General features: G+C 76.4%; 18 protein-coding genes. 9 read left to right on the forward strand and 9 right to left on the reverse strand.

The genetic code is table 11. The annotated features are described in order from the left end of the window. Nucleotides 1-232: 232 nt before the first annotated feature. Both lipA and SM577_RS01820 read left to right on the forward strand, forming a co-directional pair. The gene (lipA, locus tag SM577_RS01815) at nucleotides 233-1285 is read left to right on the forward strand and encodes a lipoyl synthase (RefSeq protein WP_474586125.1); all 1053 of its coding nucleotides are present in this window, start codon (nucleotides 233-235) and stop codon (nucleotides 1283-1285) included. A gap of 52 nt (nucleotides 1286-1337) precedes the next feature. Then, the gene (locus SM577_RS01820; RefSeq protein ID WP_474586126.1) at nucleotides 1338-3083 is read left to right on the forward strand and encodes a hypothetical protein; all 1746 of its coding nucleotides are present in this window, start codon (nucleotides 1338-1340) and stop codon (nucleotides 3081-3083) included. 79 nt (nucleotides 3084-3162) lie between these two features. Here the strand turns inward: SM577_RS01820 and SM577_RS01825 are convergent, their stop codons facing one another. Both SM577_RS01825 and SM577_RS01830 read right to left on the reverse strand, forming a co-directional pair. Next, nucleotides 3163-6057 carry a helix-turn-helix transcriptional regulator gene (locus SM577_RS01825; protein ID WP_474586127.1) on the reverse strand — a complete coding sequence of 965 codons (2895 nt, stop codon included), beginning with the start codon at nucleotides 6055-6057 and terminating at the stop codon, nucleotides 3163-3165. Nucleotides 6058-6332: 275 nt separating this feature from the next. After that, entirely contained in the window at nucleotides 6333-6500 is a 168-nt protein-coding gene (locus SM577_RS01830) for a hypothetical protein (protein WP_302918757.1), read from the reverse strand. Nucleotides 6501-6709: 209 nt separating this feature from the next. On the opposite strand from SM577_RS01830, the gene SM577_RS01835 reads away from it, so the two are divergent. Beyond that, entirely contained in the window at nucleotides 6710-7399 is a 690-nt protein-coding gene (locus tag SM577_RS01835) for a DUF4191 domain-containing protein (protein WP_302918758.1), read from the forward strand. Nucleotides 7400-7542: 143 nt separating this feature from the next. Here SM577_RS01835 and SM577_RS01840 read toward each other — a convergent pair whose 3' ends face one another. Further along, nucleotides 7543-7935 carry an RDD family protein gene (locus tag SM577_RS01840; protein WP_474586128.1) on the reverse strand — a complete coding sequence of 131 codons (393 nt, stop codon included), beginning with the start codon at nucleotides 7933-7935 and terminating at the stop codon, nucleotides 7543-7545. A gap of 264 nt (nucleotides 7936-8199) precedes the next feature. On the opposite strand from SM577_RS01840, the gene glnA reads away from it, so the two are divergent. From glnA to SM577_RS01855, 3 genes are all read left to right on the forward strand, one after another. Continuing rightward, nucleotides 8200-9624 carry a type I glutamate--ammonia ligase gene (gene glnA, locus SM577_RS01845; RefSeq protein WP_302918760.1) on the forward strand — a complete coding sequence of 475 codons (1425 nt, stop codon included), beginning with the start codon at nucleotides 8200-8202 and terminating at the stop codon, nucleotides 9622-9624. Nucleotides 9625-9757: 133 nt separating this feature from the next. Next, on the forward strand, nucleotides 9758-10123 hold the full coding sequence (locus tag SM577_RS01850) for a PadR family transcriptional regulator (protein ID WP_474586129.1): 366 nt from the start codon (nucleotides 9758-9760) through the stop codon (nucleotides 10121-10123). Next, nucleotides 10120-11082, forward strand: a complete 963-nt coding sequence (locus tag SM577_RS01855; RefSeq protein ID WP_302918762.1) for a serine/threonine-protein kinase — start codon at nucleotides 10120-10122, stop codon at nucleotides 11080-11082. Before SM577_RS01850 ends, SM577_RS01855 begins: the two co-directional genes overlap by 4 nt. A gap of 53 nt (nucleotides 11083-11135) precedes the next feature. Here the strand turns inward: SM577_RS01855 and mptB (SM577_RS01860) are convergent, their stop codons facing one another. Further along, complete coding sequence (mptB, locus tag SM577_RS01860) at nucleotides 11136-12674, reverse strand: polyprenol phosphomannose-dependent alpha 1,6 mannosyltransferase MptB (RefSeq protein WP_474586130.1); 1539 nt, start codon at nucleotides 12672-12674, stop codon at nucleotides 11136-11138. 14 nt (nucleotides 12675-12688) lie between these two features. Next, nucleotides 12689-14092: a polyprenol phosphomannose-dependent alpha 1,6 mannosyltransferase MptB gene (gene mptB / locus SM577_RS01865; RefSeq protein ID WP_474581194.1), complete on the reverse strand. Its 1404-nt coding sequence runs from the start codon at nucleotides 14090-14092 to the stop codon at nucleotides 12689-12691. 44 nt (nucleotides 14093-14136) lie between these two features. On the opposite strand from mptB (SM577_RS01865), the gene SM577_RS01870 reads away from it, so the two are divergent. Further along, nucleotides 14137-15876: a hypothetical protein gene (locus SM577_RS01870; protein ID WP_474586131.1), complete on the forward strand. Its 1740-nt coding sequence runs from the start codon at nucleotides 14137-14139 to the stop codon at nucleotides 15874-15876. Between the two features lie 4 nt (nucleotides 15877-15880). Here SM577_RS01870 and SM577_RS01875 read toward each other — a convergent pair whose 3' ends face one another. From SM577_RS01875 to SM577_RS01885, 3 genes are all read right to left on the reverse strand, one after another. Further along, the gene (locus SM577_RS01875; RefSeq protein ID WP_474586132.1) at nucleotides 15881-19051 is read right to left on the reverse strand and encodes a bifunctional [glutamine synthetase] adenylyltransferase/[glutamine synthetase]-adenylyl-L-tyrosine phosphorylase; all 3171 of its coding nucleotides are present in this window, start codon (nucleotides 19049-19051) and stop codon (nucleotides 15881-15883) included. Beyond that, the gene (locus tag SM577_RS01880) at nucleotides 19048-19818 is read right to left on the reverse strand and encodes a type 1 glutamine amidotransferase (protein WP_474586133.1); all 771 of its coding nucleotides are present in this window, start codon (nucleotides 19816-19818) and stop codon (nucleotides 19048-19050) included. The genes SM577_RS01875 and SM577_RS01880 overlap by 4 nt, the downstream gene beginning before the upstream one ends. 72 nt (nucleotides 19819-19890) lie before the next feature. Then, nucleotides 19891-20502 (reverse strand): TetR/AcrR family transcriptional regulator, encoded by a 612-nt coding sequence (locus SM577_RS01885; RefSeq protein ID WP_302918767.1) that lies wholly within the window; start codon nucleotides 20500-20502, stop codon nucleotides 19891-19893. A gap of 77 nt (nucleotides 20503-20579) precedes the next feature. Here SM577_RS01885 and SM577_RS01890 point away from each other — a divergent pair, with 77 nt between their 5' ends. Next, entirely contained in the window at nucleotides 20580-20996 is a 417-nt protein-coding gene (locus SM577_RS01890) for a VOC family protein (protein ID WP_474586134.1), read from the forward strand. A 95-nt stretch (nucleotides 20997-21091) separates the two neighbouring features. On the opposite strand, the gene SM577_RS01895 is transcribed toward SM577_RS01890, so the two are convergent. After that, nucleotides 21092-21805 (reverse strand): GNAT family N-acetyltransferase, encoded by a 714-nt coding sequence (locus tag SM577_RS01895; protein ID WP_474586135.1) that lies wholly within the window; start codon nucleotides 21803-21805, stop codon nucleotides 21092-21094. 198 nt (nucleotides 21806-22003) lie between these two features. Here SM577_RS01895 and SM577_RS01900 point away from each other — a divergent pair, with 198 nt between their 5' ends. Then, complete coding sequence (locus SM577_RS01900; protein WP_474581272.1) at nucleotides 22004-22879, forward strand: S66 peptidase family protein; 876 nt, start codon at nucleotides 22004-22006, stop codon at nucleotides 22877-22879. Nucleotides 22880-22914: the final 35 nt, after the last annotated feature.

Genomic DNA, 22914 nt, shown 5'->3' on the forward strand with positions numbered 1-22914 from the left:
GGGCCAGCCGGGCGGGGTCTACTGGGCGCGAGCGCCGTTCTTCCCGCAGCTCGGGAGGGTCTTCGCGGGCCGGCGCCAGACCGCCTCACAGCAACCGGCGGCTCTCTTCGACTGGCGGATCGGCCCGTTACTCGGCTCCGTCACAGCTTTGCCGGGCACGGTAGCAGGCCGGCCGGCCCGGATGTGACGCTTTTCGGGGCGGCCGGGTGTCGACCGTCACAAGCCCCGCGGCGTGACGCCGGTCGCCCGACGTACATCGACGGCGGCCGTCGGGCGTAGGCTCGGATTCGTGACGATCGAGCACTCCGCGCCGACGACCGGCCCGGCCGCGCGTACCGCGACGCCCGCCCCCGAGGGGCGGCGCATGCTGCGGATCGAGGCGCGCAACGCCGAGACGCCGATCGAGCGCAAGCCGCCGTGGATCAAGGTCAAGGCCAAGATGGGCCCGGAGTACACCCAGCTGCGCGGGCTCGTCTCGCGCGAGGGGCTGCACACCGTCTGTCAGGAGGCCGGCTGCCCCAACATCTACGAATGCTGGGAGGACCGGGAGGCCACCTTCCTCATCGGTGGCGACCAGTGCACCCGCCGCTGCGACTTCTGCCAGATCGACACCGGAAAGCCGGCCGAGTTCGACGCCGACGAGCCGCGCCGGGTCGCCGAGTCGGTGGCCGCGATGGGCCTGCGCTACGCCACCGTCACCGGCGTGGCCCGCGACGACCTGCCCGACGGCGGCGCCTGGCTCTACGCCGAGACCGTGCGCCAGATCCACGCGCTCCAGGCCGGCTGCGGCGTGGAGCTGCTGATCCCCGACTTCAACGCCGACCCGGAGCAGCTCGCCGAGGTGTTCGGGTCGCGGCCCGAGGTGCTCGCGCACAACGTCGAGACCGTGCCGCGGATCTTCAAGCGGATCCGCCCGGCGTTCCGCTACGAGCGCTCGCTGGACGTCATCCGGCAGGCCCGCGCCGCCGGCCTGGTCACCAAGAGCAACCTGATCCTGGGCATGGGCGAGGAGCGGGCCGAGGTCTCGCAGGCGCTGCGTGACCTGCACGAGGCCGGCTGCGAGCTGATCACCATCACCCAGTACCTGCGCCCCTCCCCCCGGCACCACCCGGTCACCCGCTGGGTCAAGCCGGAGGAGTTCGTCGAGCTGCGCGAGGAGGCCGAGGAGATCGGCTTCGCCGGGGTGATGAGCGGGCCGCTGGTGCGCTCGTCGTACCGGGCCGGCCGGCTCTACCGGCAGGCGCTGGAGGCCCGCGAGGGCGTCACGGTGGGCACCGCCGGCTGACCCGCCGGCACCGCTGCCCGGCCCGGCGCCGGCCAGGTGCCATGATCGGCCCATGACCACGGGGGTACGCCAGCGGCGCCGCACCGCGCCGCGCGCGCTGCCGGGCGCCCGGTGGACCGGGCTGGCCGGGCTGCTCACCGTGGCGGCGATCGTGGCCGGGGTCGGCTACCGCCTCTGGCTGCTGCTGCACGACGCGCCGCCGACGAACAGCGACGAGGCCACCATGGGCCTGGCCGCGCTGCACATCGCCCAGGGGCGCGAGTTCCCGGTCTGGTTCTACGGCCAGGAGTACATGGGGCCGCTGGAGGCGTACCTGGCCGCGCCGGTGTTCGCGCTGGCCGGGCCCTCCGTGCTCGGGCTGCGGCTGCCCACCCTGGCGCTGTACGCCCTGTTCGTGCTGCTCGCCTGGCGGCTGAGCGTGCGGCTCACCGGGGACCGGTGGTTCGCCCTCCTGGTGGTCGCGCTGCTCGCGCTCGGCTCCGACCGGATCGTGAAGAACCAGCTCATCGCCGGGGGCGGCTACCCCGAGATGAACGTGGCCGGGATGGCGCTCGCCCTGCTCGCGTACGACCTGGCCGCCGGGCGGCCGGGGCGCCGGCTGCCCCGCTGGGCGGCCTGGGGGTTCCTGGCCGGGCTGATGGCCTGGGTGGACCCGCTGGTGCTGCCGTACGTGGCGGCGACCGGCGCGGTGCTGCTCGGGTTCCGCCGGCGTGAGCTGCGCGGCCGGGCCGGCGCGCTGCTCGGGCTCGCCGCCGTGCTCGGCGCCGCGCCGCTGCTCGGGCACAGCCTGCTGACCGGCGGCAACCCGTTCGCCGCCGTACTCGCCGCCGGCGGCGCCGACCAGAGCGCCGGCTGGGCCGACCGGCTGCACGGCGCGCTGGTGCTCGGCCCGCCGCTGGGCATGGGCTTCTGCTCGCCGAGCCACTGCGCCACCTGGCAGCTCTGGTGGGCGGTGGCCCTGCCGGTGCTGCTCGCGGTGGCCGGCGCCACCGCCTGGCGCACCCTGCGCACCGGCGGCACCGGCGTGCATCCGCGGGTGGGGGCGGCGATCCGGCTCGCGCTCGTGCTGGGTGGCGTCGCCACGCTCGCCGTCTACGCCGTCAGCAGCGCCGCCGGGCGGACCCCGGTGGAGAGTTCGCGCTACCTGTCCTGCCTGCTGGTCTCCCTGCCCGCCCTGCTCTGGCCACTCTGGACCGCCGCCCGGGGCGCGAGGTCACGAGCCGCGGCTGAACCGGCCGGCACCGGACCGGACACCCGAACCGCCGGTCGGGATGCCGGGCCGGCCGGTGACGCGCGGAGCGCTGACCCGAGGTCAGGCGTCCGACCGGCGGCACGGCGGTCGGCCGGGCCGGACGCGACAGGCTGGCGGCCGGGCGCGCTCCGGGTCGCGGCGGTCGGCGTGCTCGCGGCGACCGCCGGCACCGCCGTCGTCGCCACGGCCGGCGCGATCGGCACCGCCCCGGCCGTGCGGGCCGCCGAGGCCCGGCACGCCGCGCTCGTGGCCACGCTGCGCGAGCGCGGCGTCCGGCACGTCTACGGCGGCTACTGGACCTGCAACCGGCTCACCTTCGCCAGCGCCGAGGACGTGGTCTGCGCGGTGGTCGACGACGACCTGAGTCCCGGCCACGACCGTTACCTGCCGTACCGGCGGGCGGTGCGGCAGGCGGCGGCTCCCGCCTGGGTCGCGCCCGTCGGCTCGCCGTTGGCCGCCCGCCTCGACCAGCGGACCCGCGCCGAGCCGGACCGCCTGACGCCCGTCACCATCGACGGCTGGCGCATCTACCTCCCGCAACCCTGACCCCCGCCGCCCGCTCGGTCCCGGAACGAGTGGCTGTCCGCGCGGGATGGCCACTCGTTCCGGGACCGTGCGCGAGCCGTCAGGAGGCGGCGGGTTCGGCGAGGAGGCCGAGGCGGTGGGCGAGCGCGGCGGCCTCGACCCGGTTGCTCACGTCGAGCTTGGCGATGATCCGGGACACGTGCACGCTCGCCGTCTTCGGCGAGATGAACAGCTCCTCGGCGATCCGGCTGTTGCTGTGCCCCTCGGCGACCAGCCGCAGCACCTCGCGTTCGCGCAGGGTGAGCAGGTCGGCGCCGGGGCGGCCGCGGGTCGCGCCGCGCAGCCCGACCCGCCGGGCCAGGGTGGCCGCCCGCTCGGCCAGCGGCGGCGCACCGAGCCGGTCGGCGATCGCGGCGACCTCGGCCACCGCTGCCGACACCTCGTCCCGCTCGCCGGCCGCGGCGGCCGCCTCGGCCAGCGAGAGCAGCGCCCGGCCGAGCGGCCAGGGCTGCCCGTCGGCGCGCCACGCGCTCACCGCCGTCCGCCAGGCGGCCAGCGGGTCGTCCCCGGCGGCGACGGTGGCGGCCAGCTCGGCGGCGTGCGCCCGCTCGGCGGGGAACCGGACCGGCACGCTGGCGGCGAGCGCGGTGACCCGGGCGACCAGCGACTCGTCGTCGAGCTGCCGGGCGGTCCGGGCCAGCGCGGTCAGCACCGGCCAGGCGTACCGGGGGCAGCCGGGCAGGTCGGGGTCGACCAGCGCCGCCTCGGCCGCGCGCCGCGCCTCGGTACGGTCGTCGGCGGCCAGCGCCGCCTCCAGGCGCAGCTCCAGCAGCGGCAGCCGCTGGTGCGCGTGCAGGTAGGGGCGGTTCAGGAAGCCCAGCGCCCGGCCGACCGCCTCGTCCGCGCCCGGGTGCCCCTGGGCCAGCCGCTGCCCGGCGCGCAGTTGCAGCCAGTGCAGGCCGGAGACGCCCGGCGGGTCGATCCGGGCCGCCTCGGCGCAGATCTCCTCGGCCTCCGTCCACCGGCCCAGCGCCAGCAGCGCCTCGGCCTGGTTGGACAGCAGGTACGCGCCGGTGGACCGGCTGATCCCGACCCGGCGGGCCTCGGTCACCCCGTCCGCGGCCGCCTGCGCCGACTCGGCGTACCGGCCGAGTTCGAAGAGCACGTCGGAGCGGTAGACCAGCGCGGTGACCAGGCTCTCGGCGTTGCCGGCGGCCCGGGCCAGCTGCTCGGCCCGGTCCACCTCGGCCAGCCCCAGGTCGGCCGAGCCCTGCCGGTGGCAGAGCACCGCCAGCTGCACCGGCAGCATCGTCTGGTCGATCCCCGACTCCTGCGCCGCGGCCAGCATCTCGGCCGCGAGCCGGGTGCCGTCGACCGGGTCGATCCGGGCCAGCTGGGCGGTGATGCCGGCGAGCAGGCGCAGCCGCTCCGGCCCGTCCGGCACCCGCCCGGCCAGCCGGTACGCCTCCCGCAGCTCGGCGGCGCCGTCGGCCTTGCCGAGCATGGCCAGCATCCGGGCGTGCCGGTCGAGCAGGCCGGCGGCACGCAGCGGCTCGGCGTCGGCGTCGACCTCGGCCAGCGCGGCCCGGGCCAGGGTGAGCGCCCGCTTGTAGTCACCGGCGGTGGTGGCGGCGGCCAGCGTCTCCTCCAGCACCGCCAGGTGGTCCATGCCGAGCCGGTCGGCCGCGTCGGGCACCAGTTCCCAGAGCTCCAGCACCCGTTCCAGCAGCCGGCTCTGCTCCGCGTACGCGTACCGCTCGGCGGCGGCGCGGGCCGCGGCGCGGGCGGTCACCAGGGCCCGGGGGTGGTCGTGCGCGGCGTACCAGTGGTGGGCGATCTCGGCCGGCGCGCGGCCGGCGGGGACCAGGTGCGGCTGCGCCTCGATGGCGGCGGCGAACCGGGCGTGCAGCCGGGCGTGCTCGCCGGGGAGCAGTTCGTCGTGCACCGCCTCGCGGACCAGCGCGTGCCGGAACTCGTAGTCGCCGTCCGGGTCGGCCACCACCAGCTGGGCGGCGACGGCGGCGCGCAGCGCGTCCTCCAGCTCCGCCTCGGGCAGGCCGGCGACCTGGGCGATCAGCTGGTGGGCGAAGCGGGTGCCGCCGGCCGCGGCGATCCGCAGCACCCGCTGGGCCGCGTCGGGCAGCCGGTCCACCCGGGCCAGCAGCAGGTCGCGCAGGGTGTCCGGAAGGGCGGCACAGCCGATCGGGTCACCGGCGGCGGCCAGTTCCTCGATGAAGAACGGGTTGCCCTGGGTGCGGTCGTGCACATCCTCGACGGCGCGGGCGGCCGGCTCGGCGCCGAGCAGGTCGGTCAGGATCGCGGCGGTGCCGTCCCGGTCCAGGCGGCCCAGTTCGACCCGCTCGACGCCGCGGGCGCGGTCCAGTTCGGCCAGGAAGGGGCGCAGCGGGTGCCCGCGGTGCAGTTCGTCGGTGCGGTACGTGCAGACCAGCAGCAGCCGGGCGGTGCGGGCGGCCCGGACCAGGAAGCCGATCAGGTCGCGGGTGGACCGGTCGGCCCAGTGCAGGTCCTCGATCACCAGCACCAGCGGCTGCGCCGCGGCGAGCCGGTGGAACAGCCCGGCGACCAGGTCGAACAGGTAGCCGCGGGGAGCGTCGGAGGTCGGTACGGCGGCGGGCACGGCGACCCCGGCCGGGACCCGGGCCAGCTCCGGCAGCAGCCGGGCGAACTCCCCCTCGTACCCGTCGAGGACGCCCGGGCCGTCCTGGCGCAGCACGTCGCGCAGCGCGGCGGCGAACGGCGCGAACGGCAGGCCCGCCTCGCCCAGCTCCAGGCACTGGCCGACGAGCAGCCGCGCCCCGGCGGCGGTGGCCAGCCCGCCGAACTCCTCCAGCAGCCGGGTCTTGCCCACCCCGGCCTCGCCGCCGACCAGCACCGTGGTCGGCTCCCCGGTGCGCGCCCGGGCGAGGGCGTCGCGCAGGGCCGCCAGTTCACTCTGGCGGCCGACGAGGACGGAGCTGGCGGCGCGTACGGTCACGGCTCCGAGCATGCCACGGCCGGCGCCGCCGCCGTCCACGGAGATCAACCCGCCGGCCGGCGGCGCGTCGGCGGCCGGCGCGGCCGGTGCGTCGGGTGTGTCGGGTGCGGCCACGGCGGACCGGTCGGGCGCCGCCGGCGGCACGAGACCGGCCGGCGCGGCGGGCCGGTCCGGCGTGGGGACGACACCGGCCGCCGGTGACTGGTCACCGGCGGCCGGGGTCGCGGGGCCGGCGGCCGGGCGGGCAGCGCCGGCCGCCGGCGGGGCGGGGGCGGTCACCGGCGGGCGTCGTCGGTACGGCCGGCCTGGCGGCGACCCAGCCAGCCGCGTCCGCTGCGCCGGGCCACCGACCGGGCGAGCCGGTCGGCCGCCGCCTCGGCGCGCAGCTCGGCGGCGTGCGTGCGGTGCAGGGAGAGGATGAATTCCGCGTCGTTGCCGAACATGTCGGGCTCCTGTCGTGCGTCTCGGTCATCTGCTGACGTTGACTCTCCGCGCGAAGGTGGCCCCGGGGCATGGGCACGCTGCCTGATCTTCGCCCGCTCCCCCTCCTTACGCCGGCGCTCACCCGGCCGGTCGGCGACGTAAGGTACTCAGCCCACCGAGCACCGGCCGCGGATCAACCCGGCGGTTGCCGACCACTAGACTCTGGGGCATGGCAAAGCCCCAGGAGAAGGTCTCGTTCGGCCAGCGGCTGAAGCAGATCGGGTTGGTGTTCAAGTTCACCGCCAAGCAGGACAGGTGGTTCGCGCCGCTGGCCGCCGCCGCGGTGCTGATCCCGCTCGCGCTCACCGTGGTCGCGGTGATCCTGTGGGGCTGGATCTGGCTGCCGATCGGCATCCTGCTGACGCTGCTCGCGCTGCTGATCGTGCTCAACCTGCGGTCCAACAAGGCCATGATGAACGCCGCCGAGGGCCAGCCGGGCGCGGCGGCCCAGATCATGGAGAGCATGCGGGGCGACTGGCGGGTGACGCCGGCGGTCAGCTCCACCACCCAGATGGACATGGTGCACCTGGTCATCGGCCGTCCCGGCGTGATCCTGCTGGCCGAGGGCAACCCGCAGCGGGTGCGCGGCCTGCTCGGCCAGGAGAAGCGCCGGCTGGCCAAGGTGATCGGCTCGGCGCCGCTCTACGACTACGTGATCGGCCAGGACGAGGGTGAGCTGCCCATCCGCAAGCTGCGGATGACGCTGATGCGGCTGCCGCGCAACCTGAGCGGCAAGGACGTCAACTCGCTGGACAAGCGGCTCAAGGCGCTCACCGCCCGGCCGCAGATGCCCAAGGGCGCCATCCCGAAGAACATGCGGCCGCCGCGGGGCGCCTTCCGCCAGACCCGCGGTCGCTGACCCACGACGTACGCGAGGAGCCGGGCCCGACGGGCCCGGCTCCTCGCGTAAGGGGCCCCTGCTCCCCTCGGTCGTCTGACGCCCGGCCTGGGGGATCGGCCGTTTCCGCCCGGTCCGGGGACGACGAGCACGGCGCTTGCGGGTCAGGCGGCGGTGACCACCGAGCCGGTGAGGCGGTCGTGCAGGCCGCGGCGGTGCTGGTCCATCAGCAGCGCCGGCACCACCAGGGCCAGCAGCAGGCCCCGCAGCAGGGCCCGGGCCAGGCCGATCCGGCCACCGTCGACCCAGGCGACGCAGCGGATCTTCGTGATGTACATGCCGGGGGTCTGCGCGAACAGGCCGAGGAAGAAGCCGTACTCGAGAACGAGCACCAGGACCGGCGCCCAGCCGTCGCGCACCGGGTCGGCGAAGAAGTTCGAGACCAGCAGGCAGAGCACCCAGTCGATGATCAGGGCCCCGAACCGGCGGCCCAGGCTCGGCGGGGTGAAGGCGGAATCCGCGGCGGGCGGCACGGGGCGATCTTGCGACGTGGTCACAGCGCTCAGGGTAGCCAGGCCCGTCGGCCGTTTCTCGGCTGGGACCGGCCGCTCCACCGCGCAAAAACGGACCAACCCCGTCAAGTGTCAATACACTGGCACAGCCGGTTGCTTCCGGCCGGCCGTCCCAGCCCGGTTGACCGGCGCGGATGACGCTCCGCGAGGGACGTAACACGGCAGAAACACTCAAGACACGGCCGGGCAACCGCGCGGCCATAGCGTCGCCAGCAGCCTAGCTACCCCGTGGACGTGCCAGGAGGACGTGTGTTCGCCAATCCCGAGGAACTCCTGCGATACCTCAAGAACGAGGACGTGAAGTTCGTCGACGTACGTTTCTGTGACCTGCCCGGCGTGATGCAGCACTTCAACCTGCCGGTGGAGTCCGTCGCCGACGACCTCTTCACCGACGGGCTCGCGTTCGACGGCTCGTCGATCCGCGGCTTCCAGGCGATCCACGAGTCGGACATGCTCCTGCTCCCGGACGTCGCCACCGCCTTCATCGACCCGTTCCGGGCGCAGAAGACGCTCGCCCTGAACTTCTTCATCCACGACCCGTTCACCCGCGAGCCCTACAGCCGCGACCCGCGCAACGTGGCGAAGAAGGCCGAGGCCTACCTGGCGGCCAGCGGCATCGCCGACACCGCGTACTTCGGCGCGGAGGCGGAGTTCTACATCTTCGACTCGATCCGCCACGAGACCTCGGCGCACCAGTCGTACTACTACATCGACTCGATCGAGGGCGCCTGGAACACCGGCCGCGACGAGGAGGGTGGCAACCGCGGTTACAAGACCGCGTACAAGGGCGGCTACTTCCCGGTGCCGCCGGTGGACCACTACGCCGACCTGCGGGACAGCATCGTGCGCCGGCTGGTCGACACCGGCTTCACCGTGGAGCGCTCGCACCACGAGGTGGGCACCGCCGGCCAGTCCGAGATCAACTACAGGTTCTCCACCCTGCTGCACGCGGCCGACCAGCTCCAGCTCTTCAAGTACATCGTGAAGAACGAGGCCTGGGCGAACGGCAAGACCGCGACCTTCATGCCGAAGCCGCTCTTCGGCGACAACGGCTCCGGCATGCACACCCACCAGAGCCTCTGGCTGAACGGCGAGCCGCTGTTCTACGACGAGACCGGCTACGCCGGGCTCTCCGACACCGCCCGCTGGTACATCGGCGGCCTGCTGCACCACGCGCCGTCGCTGCTGGCGTTCACCAACCCGACGGTCAACTCGTACCGTCGACTGGTGCCGGGCTTCGAGGCGCCGGTCAACCTGGTCTACTCGCAGCGCAACCGCTCCGCCTGCACCCGCATCCCGGTGACCGGCAGCAACCCGAAGGCCAAGCGCGTCGAGTTCCGGGTGCCGGACCCGTCGGCCAACGTCTACCTCGCCTTCTCGGCGATGATGATGGCCGGCCTGGACGGCATCAAGAGCAAGATCGAGCCGCCGGCGCCGATCGACAAGGACCTGTACGACCTGCCGCCGGAGGAGTGGGGCGACGTCAAGCAGGTGCCGGGCTCGCTGCCCGCCGTGCTCGACTCGCTCGAGGCCGACCACGACTACCTGCTCGACGGCGGCGTCTTCACGCCGGACCTGATCTCGACCTGGATCGAGTGGAAGCGGACCAACGAGGTCGACCCGGTGCGCCTGCGCCCGACCCCGCACGAGTTCGCGCTCTACTTCGACTGCTGAGGCACTCGACCGACACCGGCCGGGCCGGCTCCGCGACGCGCGGGGCCGGCCCGGCCGTTTCCGTAGCCGTCCGGCCCGACCCGCCATCATGTAACGCCCCCCGATATACCTTCGCGTCCGTTATATTGCCGGCATGGACACACCGCTACGGGAGCCCACGTTCCTGATCCTCACCGCGCTCGCGGGCGAGCCGCTGCACGGCTACGGCCTGATCCGCGAGGTGGCCGCCCTCTCCGAGGGCCGCGTCTCGCTGCGCCCCGGCACGCTCTACGGTGCGCTCGACCGGCTGGTCGACGCCGGCCTGGTCGAGGTCGACCGGGAGGAGGTGGTGGACGGCCGGCTGCGCCGCTACTACCGCCTCTCCCCCGCTGGCAGCACCACCCTGGCCACCGAGACCGAGCGGCTGCGCCGCAACGTCGAGGCGGCCACCGCCCGGCTGGGCGGCCGCTCCGGCACCGCCCGGTCGCTCGCCCCGCGTACCGCCGGAGGGCTGGCATGAGCGACCTGGAACGGCGTTACCTGCGGTTGCTGCGCGCGTACCCGGCCGGGTACCGGCGAGCGCGCGGGGCCGAGATCGTCGGCACGTACCTCGACCTCGCCGACCCGGACCGGCGCTGGCCGTCCCTCGCGGACGCCGCGGACCTGCTGCGCGGCGGCCTGCGCCAGCGGCTGCGCGCCGCCGGCGCCGCCGACCTGCTTCCAGGCGTACGCCTGGCCGCCGTCCTCGCGTTCCTCACCGCCACCTCGCTCGCGGCGGCCTGGTCGGTGCTGGAGCTGCGGCCTCCGGCCGACCTCAGCCTGCCCACCGCGAGGCCGTTCGTCTCGCTCGGCATCGGGGCGTGGATCGCCTGGCTGCTCGCCGCGGTCGGGTACGCGCTGGCCCCCGGTCGCTGGACCCGCCGTGCCGTCGCGCTTGCCCTGCTCCTCACCCTCGGCCTCGTTCCCGCCGCCCCGCTGGTCGGCCTGCCCCGCCCGCCGCTGTTCGTCCTGCTGCCGCAGATCGCGTTGGGCCTGGTCGCGCTCGGCCTACCGGACGCGCTGCCGGCGCCGCTGCGGGCGGCGCCACCGGTGGCCGTGGGCGTCGTCGCCCTCGCGGGGACCAACCTGCACCTGCTGTCCCCGCAGCGGTTCGCCGGGAGCTACTACATCTCGACGGCCGTGCCGGTGCTGCCGGTTGCCGCCGTCGCGCTGCTCGCGGTGGCGCTGCTGCTGGCGGCGGGGTTCGCCGTGCGCACCGATCACCGGGGCGTCTGGGCGGCGCTGATCCTGCTCACCCCCATCGGCCTGCTGGCGCTGCAGCCGCTGGCCGGAGTGGTGGACGGGGTCGGCACAACCGTCGCGGTCTGGTCCGAACTCGCCGCGACGGCCGTCGTGATCGGGGTGCTCGGGCCCGCGCTGCTGCCGCTGGCGCTCGCCCTCCGCCGCCCGACCCGTTCCCCCCGCCCCACTTCCCGCTGACCCCCGCCCCCGCCCCCGCCCGCCGGTCAGGAGGAGCTGTCGATCCGCCGACCTCAAGGCCGACCGGGCGGGGGTCCGGAGGCGTGGGCGCGGGGCCCTCGGGCGCGGGTCACGGTCAGGACGACCAGGAGCACGAGGACCAGCGCGGTCATCGCGATCGCGCCCGGGGCCTTGGTGAACCGGGCCAGGGTGGTGCCGTCGGGCAGGGTGAGGAACGCGGCGAGCGCGCAGGGCAGCACGAACCAGGTGGTCCGGGCCACGGCGACGGCGAGCAGCGCGAGGGGCCAGGTGAGGTACCAGGGGTGGACGACCGGGGCCAGGGCGACGGTGGCGGCCAGCGCCAGCCCGGCGGATCGCAGCGCCACCCGGGGGCGGGCCGCCTCGATCCGGGCCACCCGCTGCCGGACGTCGTTCAACCGGCGCAGCGCCCGCCACGCCCGCCACCAGAGCACCACCAGCAGCACGGCGAGCAGCAGCAGCGCCACCGCCCGGACCACCGGCACCGCGCCCGGTTCCCGGCCGACCAGCGCGCCGGCGTAGTCGACGACGAAGCCCACCGCGGTCGGCGGTGAGGTCCACTGCTCCGAGTCGCCGGTGCGGACCAGCCCGCCGACCCAGCCGACGCCGAGCCCGGCGGCCAGCGCGGTGACCGCGAGCGCGGCGAGCACCCCGCCGGCCAGCCAGCCGGCGGCGCGCAGCAGCGCCGCGAGCGTGTAGCGGCCGTGCACCGCGGCCAGCGCCGCGAACGGCAGCACCACCAGCGCGGTGGCCTTCACCGTCACCGCCAGCCCGAGCAGCGCCCCGGCGACCAGCAGCGCCCGCGGCCGCCCGGGCAGCCGGACCAGCACCAGCAGGGCGAGCGTCAGCAGGCCGAGCAGCACCGCGTCGTTGTGCGCGCCGGCCAGCAGGTGCACCCCGACCAGCGGGCAGGCCAACACCAGCCAGGCCGCGCGGCGCACCGGCACCCCGGCGGCCCGGGCCAGCCCCGGCAGGCAGAGCGCGGCCAGCAGCATCCCGGCCAGCGCGACCAGTCGCAGCGCCACCACGGTGCCGACCAGTCCGCCGCCCAGGGTCACCGCGAGCGCGGCGAGCAGCACGAAGAACGGCCCGTACGGGGCCGGGGTGTCCCGCCAGATCGGCGCGACCGCGTCCACCCACGGGCAGCCCGCCCCGGCCACGCCCGTGGCGTACGGGTCGGCGCCGTGCGCGTACGCCCAGCCCTGGCAGGCGTAGGAGTAGACGTCCCGGCTGCCCAGGGGCGGGGTGAGCAGCAGCGGCACCGCCCAGAGCCCGGCGGTGCGGTACGCCCACCCGGTCGACGGGGCGCCCCGGCGCAGCGCCCACCACGCGCCGGCCAGCAGCACCGTGCCGACCAGCCACCCGGCGACGACCAGCGGGCCGCGGTCGCCGCGCCAGGTCGGCGCGGTGGCGGTGCCCGGCAGCGCGCCACCGAGCCAGCCGGTGACGGCCAGCAGCACCGCCCCGGCCAGGCCGGCCCAGCGGGCGAGCCGGGCGGCGCCGGGTGACGGCGCGGCGTCGGGCGACGACGGGGCGGCGGGCGGCGGGGCGGGCGGGGCGCCGGGATCGCTCACCGGCGCACCTTCCCTCAGTCGACGGCGACCGGCCGGCGGGCCGCCCGAGCCGACCGTACCAAGCGAACCGCCACCACGATCACCAACAGCGTCATCAGCGGGGCGCCGACGGTCTTGGTGTACCGGGGCAGGCCGGTGCCGTCGGCCAGCACCAGGAACGCCGAGACCAGCGCCACCACGGTGAACCAGCCGGTCCGGTGCCGCGCGGTGGCCGCGAGCACGGTCAGCGGCCAGATCCAGTACCAGGGGTGGAAGAGCGGGGCCAACGCCACCGTGGCGGCCAGCGCCAGCCCGGCGTGCCAGAGCGGGTCCCGGGTGCGGGCCCGCCACCAGAGCCAGACCAGCACCAGCGCGAGCACCGCCATCCCGATCCCGCGGGTGACCGGGAGCGGGTCGCCGTGCCAGCCGAACGGCGCGGCGAGATAGGCCACGGTCTGCCCCACCGCCGTCGAGGGCGAGGTCCAGGCGATCACCAGGCCGCCCTGCTCCAGCCCGGCGATCCAGCCGAAGTCCAGGCCGGCGGCGAGGGTCACCCCGACCACCGCGGCGACCGCCCCGCCGACCACCCAGCCGCCGTCGCGCAGCAGCGCCCGGATCGAGTACGCCCCGACGATCGCGGCCAGCGCCGCGAACGGCACCACGACCAGCGCTGTCACCTTCACCGCGCCGGCCAGCCCGAGCAGCGCACCGCCGGCGAGCAGCGGGCCGGGCCGACCGGGCCGGGACACCACCACCGCCAACCCGGCCACCAGCAGGCCCACCATCAGCGCGTCGTTGTGCGCCCCGGAGACCAGGTGCACGGCGACCAGCGGGCAGGCCAGCGCCAACCAGAGCGCCCGGCCGACCGGCACCCCGCACCGGCGGGCCAGCACCGGCAGGCAGGCCGCGGTCAGCGCCACCCCGGCGACCGCGATCAGCCGGAACAGCACGATGCTGGCGGTCAGCGACCCGGTCGCCGCCACCACCGCGCCGGAGAGCATCACGAACAGCGGCCCGTACGGGGCCGGGGTGTCCCGCCAGATGTAGGAGATGGTGTCCAGCCACGGGCAGGGCAGCGCCGACACGCCCTGCTCGTACGGGTTGATCCCGGCCGCGTAGCTGGCGCCCTGGCAGGCGTACGCGTAGACGTCCCGGCTGCCCAGCGGCGGCGCGAACAGCAGCGGCAGCAGCCAGAGCCCGACGGTGACCAGGGCCCACCGGGCCGACGGCACCCGGTCGCGCAGCGTCCACCAGGCGTACGCCATCAGCCCGGTGCCGACCAGCCAGGTGGCGATGATCAGCGGTCCGTTGGGGCCCTGCCAGATGCTGACCGGGGTGGGGCGCAGGTCTCCGTCGGGCAGCGCGCCGCCGAGCACGGCGGCGACGGCGAGCAGCGCCGAACCCGCCAGGCCGGTCCAGCGCGCGAGGTGGTGAGGCACGCCCGACATGCTGCCAGTACGGTGGTCGCGGTACGGAGGTGGGCATGCGGCGCTCTCGGGTGGTGGCGGTGGCCGCCGCGTCCGCCGCCGTCCTCGGGGTGGTCTACCTCACCCTGCCGCCGATGGGCTCCGACCTCTCCGCCCAGGTGGCCCGGGCCGACTTCTTCGCCGCGAACGGCCTCGCCCCGGTCGACCTGCGCTGGTACGGCGGCGTGCAGCAGTTCGGCTACAGCCTGCTCGCCCAGCCGGTGATGGCGCTGCTCGGGGTGCGGGTCACCGGCGCGCTGGCGCTGCTCGGGGCGGCGAGCGCGTTCGCCGCGCTGCTGGTCCGCACCCGGGTTCCCCGCCCGCTGCTCGGCAGCCTGGTCGGGGTGCTCACCATCGCCGGCAACCTGGTCTCCGGCCGGGTCACCTACGGCCTCGGGGTCGCGTTCGGGCTCGGCGCGCTGCTCGCGCTCACCCTGCCCGGCCGCGCCGGTCCGGAGACCGGGCCGGCCGCTCCGGACGGCGTCCCCGGCGGGCGGCCCGCGCGGTCGGTCCCGGACGCCGGCCACAGCCGGCGCGCGGCGGGCCGGGTTGGCCGTCCGGCGCTGCCGCGGCTCGGGCTGGCCGCGGCCGGGGCGCTGCTGGCCTCGGCGACCAGCCCGGTGGCCGGCCTCTTCGTCGGCCTGGCCGGGGCGGCGCTGCTGCTCACCCGCCGGTACGCCGACGGCCTGACCCTCGGCGTGGCGGCCGCGCTGCCGCTCGGCGTGACCGCGCTGCTCTTCGGCGACGGCGGCTGGATGAACATCAGCCGCACCGACACCGTCCGGGCGGTGGTGACCAGCCTGCTGGTCGCCGCGCTGGTGGCGTACCGGCCGGTGCGGGCGGGCGCGCTGCTCTCGGCGGCCGGGGTGGCGGCGGCCGCGCTGGTGCACACCCCGGTCGGGCTGAACGCGACCCGGCTGGCGGTGATGTTCGGGCTGCCCGTGCTGGCCGCCACCGCCCGGCCCCCGGCCTGGCTCGCCCGCCGGCTGCCGGGCGCCGCGAACCGGCCCGCCGGACCGGGCGCGAGCCGACCGGCCGGCGGGCCGCAGCGGCGGCGGGGGCGGGTGCTGCCCGCCGGCGCGCTGGCCGCGCTGCTGGTGGCGGTCTGCGTCTGGCAGCCGCCGGTGGTCCCCGCCGACCTGCGCGGCGTCGGCGGCCCGACCACCCGGCCCGGCTACTTCGCCCCGCTGCGGTCGTGGCTGGACGGGCAGCGGCTCACCGGCCGGGTCGAGGTGCCGCCGACCCGCGACTACTGGGAGGCCGCGGCGCTGGGCGAGGTGCCACTGGCCCGGGGCTGGCTGCGGCAGGCCGACATCGACCGCAACCCGCTCTTCTTCACCACCGTGCCCGGCGCGGCCGGCACCGGGGTACCGCTGACCCCGGCGAGCTACCGCGCCTGGCTGGCCGAGAACGCCGTGCAGTACGTCGCGGTCCCCGACGCCCCGCTGTCCTGGGTGGGCCGGGCCGAGGCGGAGCTGGTGACCGGCGGGCTGCCGTACCTGACCCCGGTCTGGTCCGGCCCGCACTGGCGGGTCTGGGCGGTCGCCGACCCGACCCCGATCGTCGGCGCCCCCGCCGAACTGGTCGGCCACGACGGCGCGACGCTGACCTTCCGCGCCCCGGCCGCCGGCACCGTGCCGGTGCGGGTGCGGCACAGCCGCTGGCTGACCGCGTCCGGCGGGGCGACGGTGGCGGCCGACGGCGAGTGGACGGCGGTCACCGTGCCGCGCGCCGGCAGCTACACGCTGGGCAGCTGACCGGTCAGCTCTCCAGCACCCGTTCCATCGCCGCCCGGGAGCGCCGGCCGGTGCGCAGGTACTCGTCGAGGAACTCGCCGGGATCGTCCCGGCCGAGCAGCCGGACCACGCCGGCCAGCTCCACGCCGTGCCGGGGCAGCTGGTCGCCGGCCCGGCCGCGGACCAGCATCAGCGCGTTGCGGACCTGTGCGGCCAGGGTCCAGCCGGCGGCCATCGCCGCGGCGTCCGCCGGGTCGACCAGGCCCGCGTCCCGGGCCGCCGCGAGGGCGTCGAGGGTACGCGTGCCGCGCAGCGCCCGGTTCGCCCCGCCGTGGCGCAGCTGGAGCAGCTGCACCGCCCACTCGACGTCGGCCAACCCGCCCCGGCCCAGCTTGGTGTGGGTGGCCGGGTCGGCACCCCGGGGCAGCCGCTCGTGCTCCACCCGCGCCTTGATCCGGCGGATCTCGACGACCTGCTCGCGGGTCAGCCCGTCGGCCGGGTAGCGGACCGGGTCGACCAGCGCCTCGAACTCGGCGCCCAGGTCCGCGTCGCCGCAGACGAAGCGGGCCCGCAGCAGCGCCTGCGCCTCCCACACCCGGGACCAGCGGGCGTAGTACTGGGCGTAGGCGGCGAGGCTGCGCACCAGGGGCCCCTGCCGGCCCTCCGGGCGCAGGTCCGCGTCCACGCCGAGCGGCGGGTCGGGGGCGGGCAGGGCGAGCAGCCGACGGAGCTCCTCGGCGATGGCGTGCGCGGCCGCGCTGGCCGCGCTCTCGGCGGCGCCCTCCGGCGGGGCGTAGACGAAGAGCACGTCCGCGTCGGAGAGGTAGTTCGACTCGTACCCGCCGAGCCGGCCCATGCCGATCACCGCGAACCGCAGCCCGGGCAGCTCGGGCCGGCTGGCCCGGGCGACGCGCAGCGCCGCGGCCAGCGTGGCGTCGGTGACGTCGGCCAGCGCCGTGCCCACCCTGGCGATGTCGGTCAGCGCCGGCGCGGCGCGACCCGCGCCGTCCGGCCGGGGCGGGGCGGGGGCCAGCGAGCCGGCCCGGCTCAGCACGTCGGCGCAGGCCAGCCGGACCAGTTCCCGGCGGCGCAGTGCGCGGACCGCCCCGGTGGCCTCGACCGGGTCGGCGTGCCGGGCGGCGGCGGCCGCGAACCCCTCGCAGAGCACCTCGCGCGGGCGCGGGGTCAGCTCGCTCTCCTCGGCCAGCAGCCGCAGCGCCTCCGGCTCCCGGGCCAGCAGGTCGGCGGCGTACCGGGAGGAGGAGAGCACCCGGGCCAGCCGGCGGGCGACCGGCCCCTCGTCGCGCAGCAGTCGCAGGTACCAGGGGGTGCTGCCGAGCTTGTCGGAGACCTGCCGGTAGTTGAGCAGGCCGCGGTCCGGTTCGGGGGCGTCGGCGAACTCGCTGAGCAGCACCGGCAGCAGGGTGCGCTGGATGGCGGCGGTGCGGCTCACCCCGCCGGTGAGGGCCTGGAGGTGGCGCAGCGCCCCGGCCGGGTCGGCGAAGCCGAGGATCTCCAACCGGTGCCGGGCCGCCTCCGGGGTCAGCCGCAGCCCGTCGGCGGGCACCCGGGCCACCGACTCCAGCAGCGGCCGGTAGAGCAGCTTGGCGTGCAGCCGGCGTACCTCGGTGGCGTGGGTGACCCACTCGGCGCGGAACTCCTCGACGGCGCTGCGGCCCGGCGTGGCCTGGTAGTCGAGCGCGGCGGCCAGCCAGCGCAGCGCGGCCGGCTCGGTGGGCACGGTGTGGGTGCGGCGCAGGCCCTGCAACTGGAGGCGGTGCTCGACCGTCCGCAGGAACCGGTAGCCGCGCAGCAGCGCCTCGCCGTCGGCCCGGCCCACGTAGCCGCCGGCCACCAGCGCGCGCAGCGCCGGGATGGTGCCGGGCACCCGCAGCGACTCGTCACCGCGGCCGTGCACCAGTTGCAGCAGCTGCACGGCGAACTCGATGTCGCGCAGCCCGCCCGGGCCGCGCTTGATCTCGCGCTCCAGCTCCTTCGGCGGGATGTTGTCGATGATCTTCCGGCGCATGGCGCGGACGTCCTCGACCGCCTCCGGCCGCTCGGCCGCCCGCCACACCAGCGGGGCGAGCTGGTCGATCCACTCCCGCCCCAGCGCCGGGTCGCCGGCGGCCGGCCGGGCCTTGAGCAGCGCCTGGAACTCCCAGGTGCGGGCCCAGCGCCGGTAGTAGGCCAGGTGGCTGGCGAGGGTACGCACCAGCGGCCCCCGGTTGCCCTCCGGGCGCAGCGCGGCGTCGACCGGCCAGGCGACCAGCCCGCAGATGTGGATCAGGCGGGTGGCGACAGTGGTGGCCGCGGGCAGGTCGGCGTCCTCGGCGGCCACGAAGATGACGTCCACGTCGGAGACGTAGTTCAGCTCGTCGCCGCCGCACTTGCCCATCGCCACCACGGCCAGCCGGGGGCGGGGCGCGTCCGCCGGCAGCTCACCGACCGCTATCCGGTACGCCGCCGCGAGGGTGGCGTCGGCCAGCGCGGAAAGCGCCGCCATGGTCTGCTCCAGGCCCCGCCCGCCGGTCAGGTCGGCCGCCGCGATCCGCAGCAGCGCCAGCCGGTACGCCCGGCGCAGCACGGCGATCGGGTTGCCCTCACCGGCGAGGTCGAGCCGCCCCTCGGCGGTCGGCGCGAGCCCGTCCGGCGCGGTGCGCAGCGCCGTCCACTGGTCCGGGTTGGCCACCAGGTGGTCGCCGAGCGCCGAGGAGGCGCCCAGCACCGCGACCAGTCGCCGCCGCAGGCCCGGGTCGTCGCCGAGCGCGGCCAGCAGCGCCGAGCCGGCGCCGATCCCGGCTGCGGATTCCGCCGCGCCGCCGGCCTGGTCCGCGGCCCCGCCGGTGCCCCCGCGCTGTCCGGCGGCGGTCGCGGCCCCGCCGGTGCCGGCGGGTTGTCCGGCGACGGCGGTCGCGGCCCGGTTGCCGGTCGCCCTGTCGCCGGTCGGGTTCGCCCGGTGTTCGGCCTCCACCAGGCGGTGCAGTTGGCGCAGCGCCAGGTCGGGGTCGGCGGCCCGGGACAGCGCCGCCAGCAGCTCCGCCGCCGGCTCGTCGGCCGGTTCCTGGGTGTCCGGCCGCCACAGGCCCAGCCCGTCGAGGCCGAGCAGGTCGGCCGCCCGCGCTCCGCCGTCGTCCTCGCCGATCCCGAAGCCGTAGCGGGCCAGCCGCCCGGCGGCCCTGGTCGGCCGGCTCATCCCTGCCCGAGCAGCGGCAGGCTGCGCCGCGGCCCGCTGTCGTCCAGCTCGCCGAGGGCCAGCGCGGCGAACCGGGCGGCGAACGGCTGCCAGACCTCCTCGACGTCGGCCATCACCCCGTGGCAGGCGGCCACCACCAGCTCCGGGTCGTAGCCCAGCTCGGCCAGCATTGTCGAGTCGCTGGCCCAGTCGGCGATCATCGCGGTGTCGCACTCGATGTGGAACTGCAGCCCCCAGGCCCGGTCGCCGAGGCGGAACGCCTGGTGCGGGTAGCGGGTGGAGGCGGCCAGCAGGGTCGCGCCGCGCGGCAGTTCGGTGATCTCGTCGGCGTGCCACTGGAGCACGTCCGGGATCAGCGGCACGTACCGGAAGAGCGGGTCGGCCTCGGCGGCGTCCCGCCGGCCGACCACGGCCGGGCCGATCTCGGGCCCGGACGGGCTGCGTTCCACCTGGCCGGCGTGCGCGGTGGCCAGCAGTTGCGCGCCCAGGCAGATGGCCAGCGTGGGCACCCGGTGCCGGACGGCCTTGCGGAGCAGCCCCTCCACGGCCGGGAACCAGGGCGCGTCGGGCGATCCGTCCGGCAGCGGGTACGCCTGCTGCTCGCCGCCGAGCACCACCAGCGCCGCGTACCCCTCCAGATCGGCGGGGAGTTCGTCGCCCGCGTGCGGGCGCACCACCCACAGCTCCAGCCCGGCCTCGGTCAGCCACTCGCCCAGCCGGCGCGCGTCGTCGGTCGGGTCGTTCTCGATCACCAGCGCGGTTGCCACGCCGTCGAGGCTAGCCGGTGCGCCGCCGCACCCCGGAACGGCACCACGCCCGCCAGCCGCACACCGTTGCCGTCATCCGGCGCGACGGGCGGGGGCCGGGGTGCGCAGGGCATCCAGCATGCGGGACAGCGCCGCCCAGGTGTCATCGAGGGCGGCCGGATCCGTCGTCCCGGCCAGCCAGAGCGCCGCCTCGTTCATGGCGCCGGAGAGCAGCCGCGCCAGGGGCGCGACCGGCTGCCGGCCGATCGTCCCGGACTCGACCAGCTCGGTCAGCGCCTCGGCCAGGTGCCGGCCGGAGGTCGCCTCGTCCAGCGCGCGCCACTCGTTCCAGCCGAGCACCGCCGGGCCGTCGACCAGCATGATCCGTTGCAGCTGCGGATCGGTGCTCGCGGTGAGGAAGGCCCGGCAACCGGCGGTGAACCGGGACCACGGGTCGTGGTGGGCGTCGGCGGCGCTGGCCACCCGGTCGGCGACCTCCTGCTGCACCTGGGCGAGGACCGCGCGGAACAGGTCGGGCTTGCCGGTGAAGTGGTGGTAGAGCGCGCCCTTGGTGACCCCGGCGGCCTGGACGAGCTCCGCCAGGCCGACGGCCGCGTAGCCCTGGCCGGCGAAGAGCCGCCGCGCGTGGCGGACCAGCGCCGCCCGGGTCTGCGCGCGCTGCCGGGCCCGGATCCCCTGCGTCATCAACCCTCCATTGACATACCGATGGTACGCGAATTACCGTCCCTCACATACCGATGGTATGCGAAAGGGGCTCCGCCATGAACCTGACCAGCTTCTATCCGGTCGTCTGCACCGACCGGCTCACCGAGGCCCGCGACTTCTACCAGAAGCACCTGGGCTTCGAGACGACCTTCGAGGCCGACTGGTACGTCAGCCTGCGCCGCCCCGGCCCGCCGGAGTACGAACTGGCCCTGCTCGACCACCGGCACCCGACCCTGCCGGCGGCGTACCGGTCCCCGGTGCGCGGGCTGCTGCTCAACCTCGAGGTCAGCGACGTCGACGCCGAGTGGGAGCGCCTCGCCGTCCGGGCCGGCCTCCCCGTCGAGTTGGAGCTGCGCAGCGAGGACTTCGGCCAGCGGCACTTCATCCTCGCCGCCCCGGACGGCGTCCTGATCGACGTCATCACCCCCATCCCACCGACCGGGGAGTGGGCGCAGCGGTACGTCGCCGGTTGAGCCCTCCGGCGCGACCGGTGAACGGCTGCCGGAGCTCCTCGACGCCGGCCAGCGGGGGCCGAGGCGGTGGCCCGGTCGGCGGTGGTGCGCCGGGACTACCGGTCCACCGGCCGGAAGGCGCCGGACACCTCGGTGTGCACGACCCAGCCGAGCCGCTGGTACAACGCACGACCCTCGTCGGTGGCGACCAGGATGCCGGTCCGCGCGCCGCGCCGCGCGGCATGGCGGCGCAGCGCCGCCATCACCACGCTGCCCAGCCCGCGCCGCCGGTGGGCCGGGTCGGTCAGCACCTGGTCGACCACGGCGTACCCGCCGGCGACGCCGACGCGACCGGACGCGGCCCGGTCACCGTCGGCGTCGAGCACCGCCGCCACCACCGCGGCGCCGTCGGTGCCGACCTGGAGGCGGTACGGCGCGGCCGGATCGACCGGACCGACCGGGTCGACCGGGTCGACCGCGAGCGGGGCGGTCATCAGGTGACCCGGGACGTCCAGCCGCCACGCGGGCGGCAGCGCGGCGCGGAGCCCGGCGCGGTCGCCGGCCACCTTGATCCAGCTTCCGGGCGCGGTCAGCCGCCCGGCGAGCCGGCCGACCGAGTCGGCGTCCCAGGTGTGCAGCACGTGGCGCACCCGATGGCCGGGCAGCCCGACGTCCACCCGGAAGCCGCCGGGCACCCGCACCGGGGCGGGCGTGCCCCGGCAGAGGGTCCAGCCGCTCCCCCACGCCATCACCAGCTCGGCGATCGACGCGGTGTCGTCCACCCCGACGGCTGTCCGTCCTTCGAGCACGGCCGGTGCCCCCTTCGCCATCGCTTCTTGCATCAGCCTACTTGTTGCAATGTTCTTGCAATAGGGCCGAGGCGTGGTCGTCCCGCCCCACCGCGGCCGAGCGGTACTCGGGCGGGCCGGCCGCCCGCGCGACTAGGCTCTGCCGCTGTGCCCGACCACACCGCGCCCGAGCAGCCGTCCGTCGTCCGCCCACCGGTGCTGCGCCCCGGCGACACGGTGATGCTGGTGTCGCCGTCCGGGCCGACCCGGCCGGAACGGGTGGCCCGCGGCATCGAGCTGCTCACCGGATGGGGGCTGCGGCCGAGGCTGGCGCCGAACGCGTACGCCCGGCAGGGCTACCTGGCCGGCGCGGACGAACTGCGGGCCGCCGACCTGAACGCCGCCTTCGCCGATCCGGAGGTTCGCGGGGTGATCTGCACCCGGGGCGGGTACGGCGCGCAGCGGGTGGTGGACGCGATCGACATGGCAGCGGTACGCCGCGACCCGAAGGTGGTGGCCGGCTTCTCCGACATCACCGCGTTGCAGTTCGCGCTCTGGCGGGGCGCCCGGCTGGCCAGCGTGCACGGCCCCGGCGCGGCCTGGACGGACGACCGCACCCCGCCCCGCTCCGCCGAGTCGCTGCACGCCGCGCTGATGACCACCGAGCCGGTCACGGTGACCGCGGTGCCCGGTGAGGAGACCTATCCGGTGCGGGTGCCCGGCCGGGCCAGCGGCCCGCTGCTCGGCGGGAACCTCTGCCTGATCGTGGCGTCGCTGGGCACCCCGGACATGCCGGACCTGACCGGGGCGGTGCTGCTCGTCGAGGACGTGGGGGAACCGCCGTACAAGGTGGACCGGATGCTCACCCAGCTGCGCCGGGCCGGCGCGCTGGACGGGCTGGCCGGGGTGGCCGTCGGGCAGTTCACCGACTGCGCGGACGGCTGGTCGGTCACCGTCGCCGACGTGCTCGCCGAGCGCCTCGGCGACCTCGGCGTCCCGGTCCTCGGCGGCCTCCCCATCGGCCACGGCACCGGCCAGCTCACCGTCCCCGTCGGCACCGAGGCCACCCTCGACGCCAACTCCGGCACCCTCACCACCACCCCCGCCGTCCGCTAACCCCCACCCCCCTCCCCCCACCCCCACCCCCACCC

This window comes from Micromonospora desertarenae (assembly GCF_056150265.1).

What these genes read in the sequence shown, in the direction of transcription:
- SM577_RS01830 (WP_302918757.1), bottom strand. Translation starts at nt 6,500, where the DNA reads ATGTTCGGCAACGACGCGGAATTCATCCTCTCCCTGCACCGCACGCAC.
- SM577_RS01875 (WP_474586132.1), bottom strand. Translation starts at nt 19,051, where the DNA reads ATGAGCCGGCCGACCAGGGCCGCCGGGCGGCTGGCCCGCTACGGCTTC.
- SM577_RS01895 (WP_474586135.1), bottom strand. Translation starts at nt 21,805, where the DNA reads ATGGCGAAGGGGGCACCGGCCGTGCTCGAAGGACGGACAGCCGTCGGG.
- SM577_RS01835 (WP_302918758.1), top strand. Translation starts at nt 6,710, where the DNA reads ATGGCAAAGCCCCAGGAGAAGGTCTCGTTCGGCCAGCGGCTGAAGCAG.
- SM577_RS01850 (WP_474586129.1), top strand. Translation starts at nt 9,758, where the DNA reads ATGGACACACCGCTACGGGAGCCCACGTTCCTGATCCTCACCGCGCTC.
- SM577_RS01900 (WP_474581272.1), top strand. Translation starts at nt 22,004, where the DNA reads ATGCTGGTGTCGCCGTCCGGGCCGACCCGGCCGGAACGGGTGGCCCGC.
- SM577_RS01885 (WP_302918767.1), bottom strand. Translation starts at nt 20,502, where the DNA reads ATGACGCAGGGGATCCGGGCCCGGCAGCGCGCGCAGACCCGGGCGGCG.
- SM577_RS01870 (WP_474586131.1), top strand. Translation starts at nt 14,137, where the DNA reads ATGCGGCGCTCTCGGGTGGTGGCGGTGGCCGCCGCGTCCGCCGCCGTC.
- SM577_RS01855 (WP_302918762.1), top strand. Translation starts at nt 10,120, where the DNA reads ATGAGCGACCTGGAACGGCGTTACCTGCGGTTGCTGCGCGCGTACCCG.
- SM577_RS01890 (WP_474586134.1), top strand. Translation starts at nt 20,580, where the DNA reads ATGAACCTGACCAGCTTCTATCCGGTCGTCTGCACCGACCGGCTCACC.
- SM577_RS01820 (WP_474586126.1), top strand. Translation starts at nt 1,338, where the DNA reads ATGACCACGGGGGTACGCCAGCGGCGCCGCACCGCGCCGCGCGCGCTG.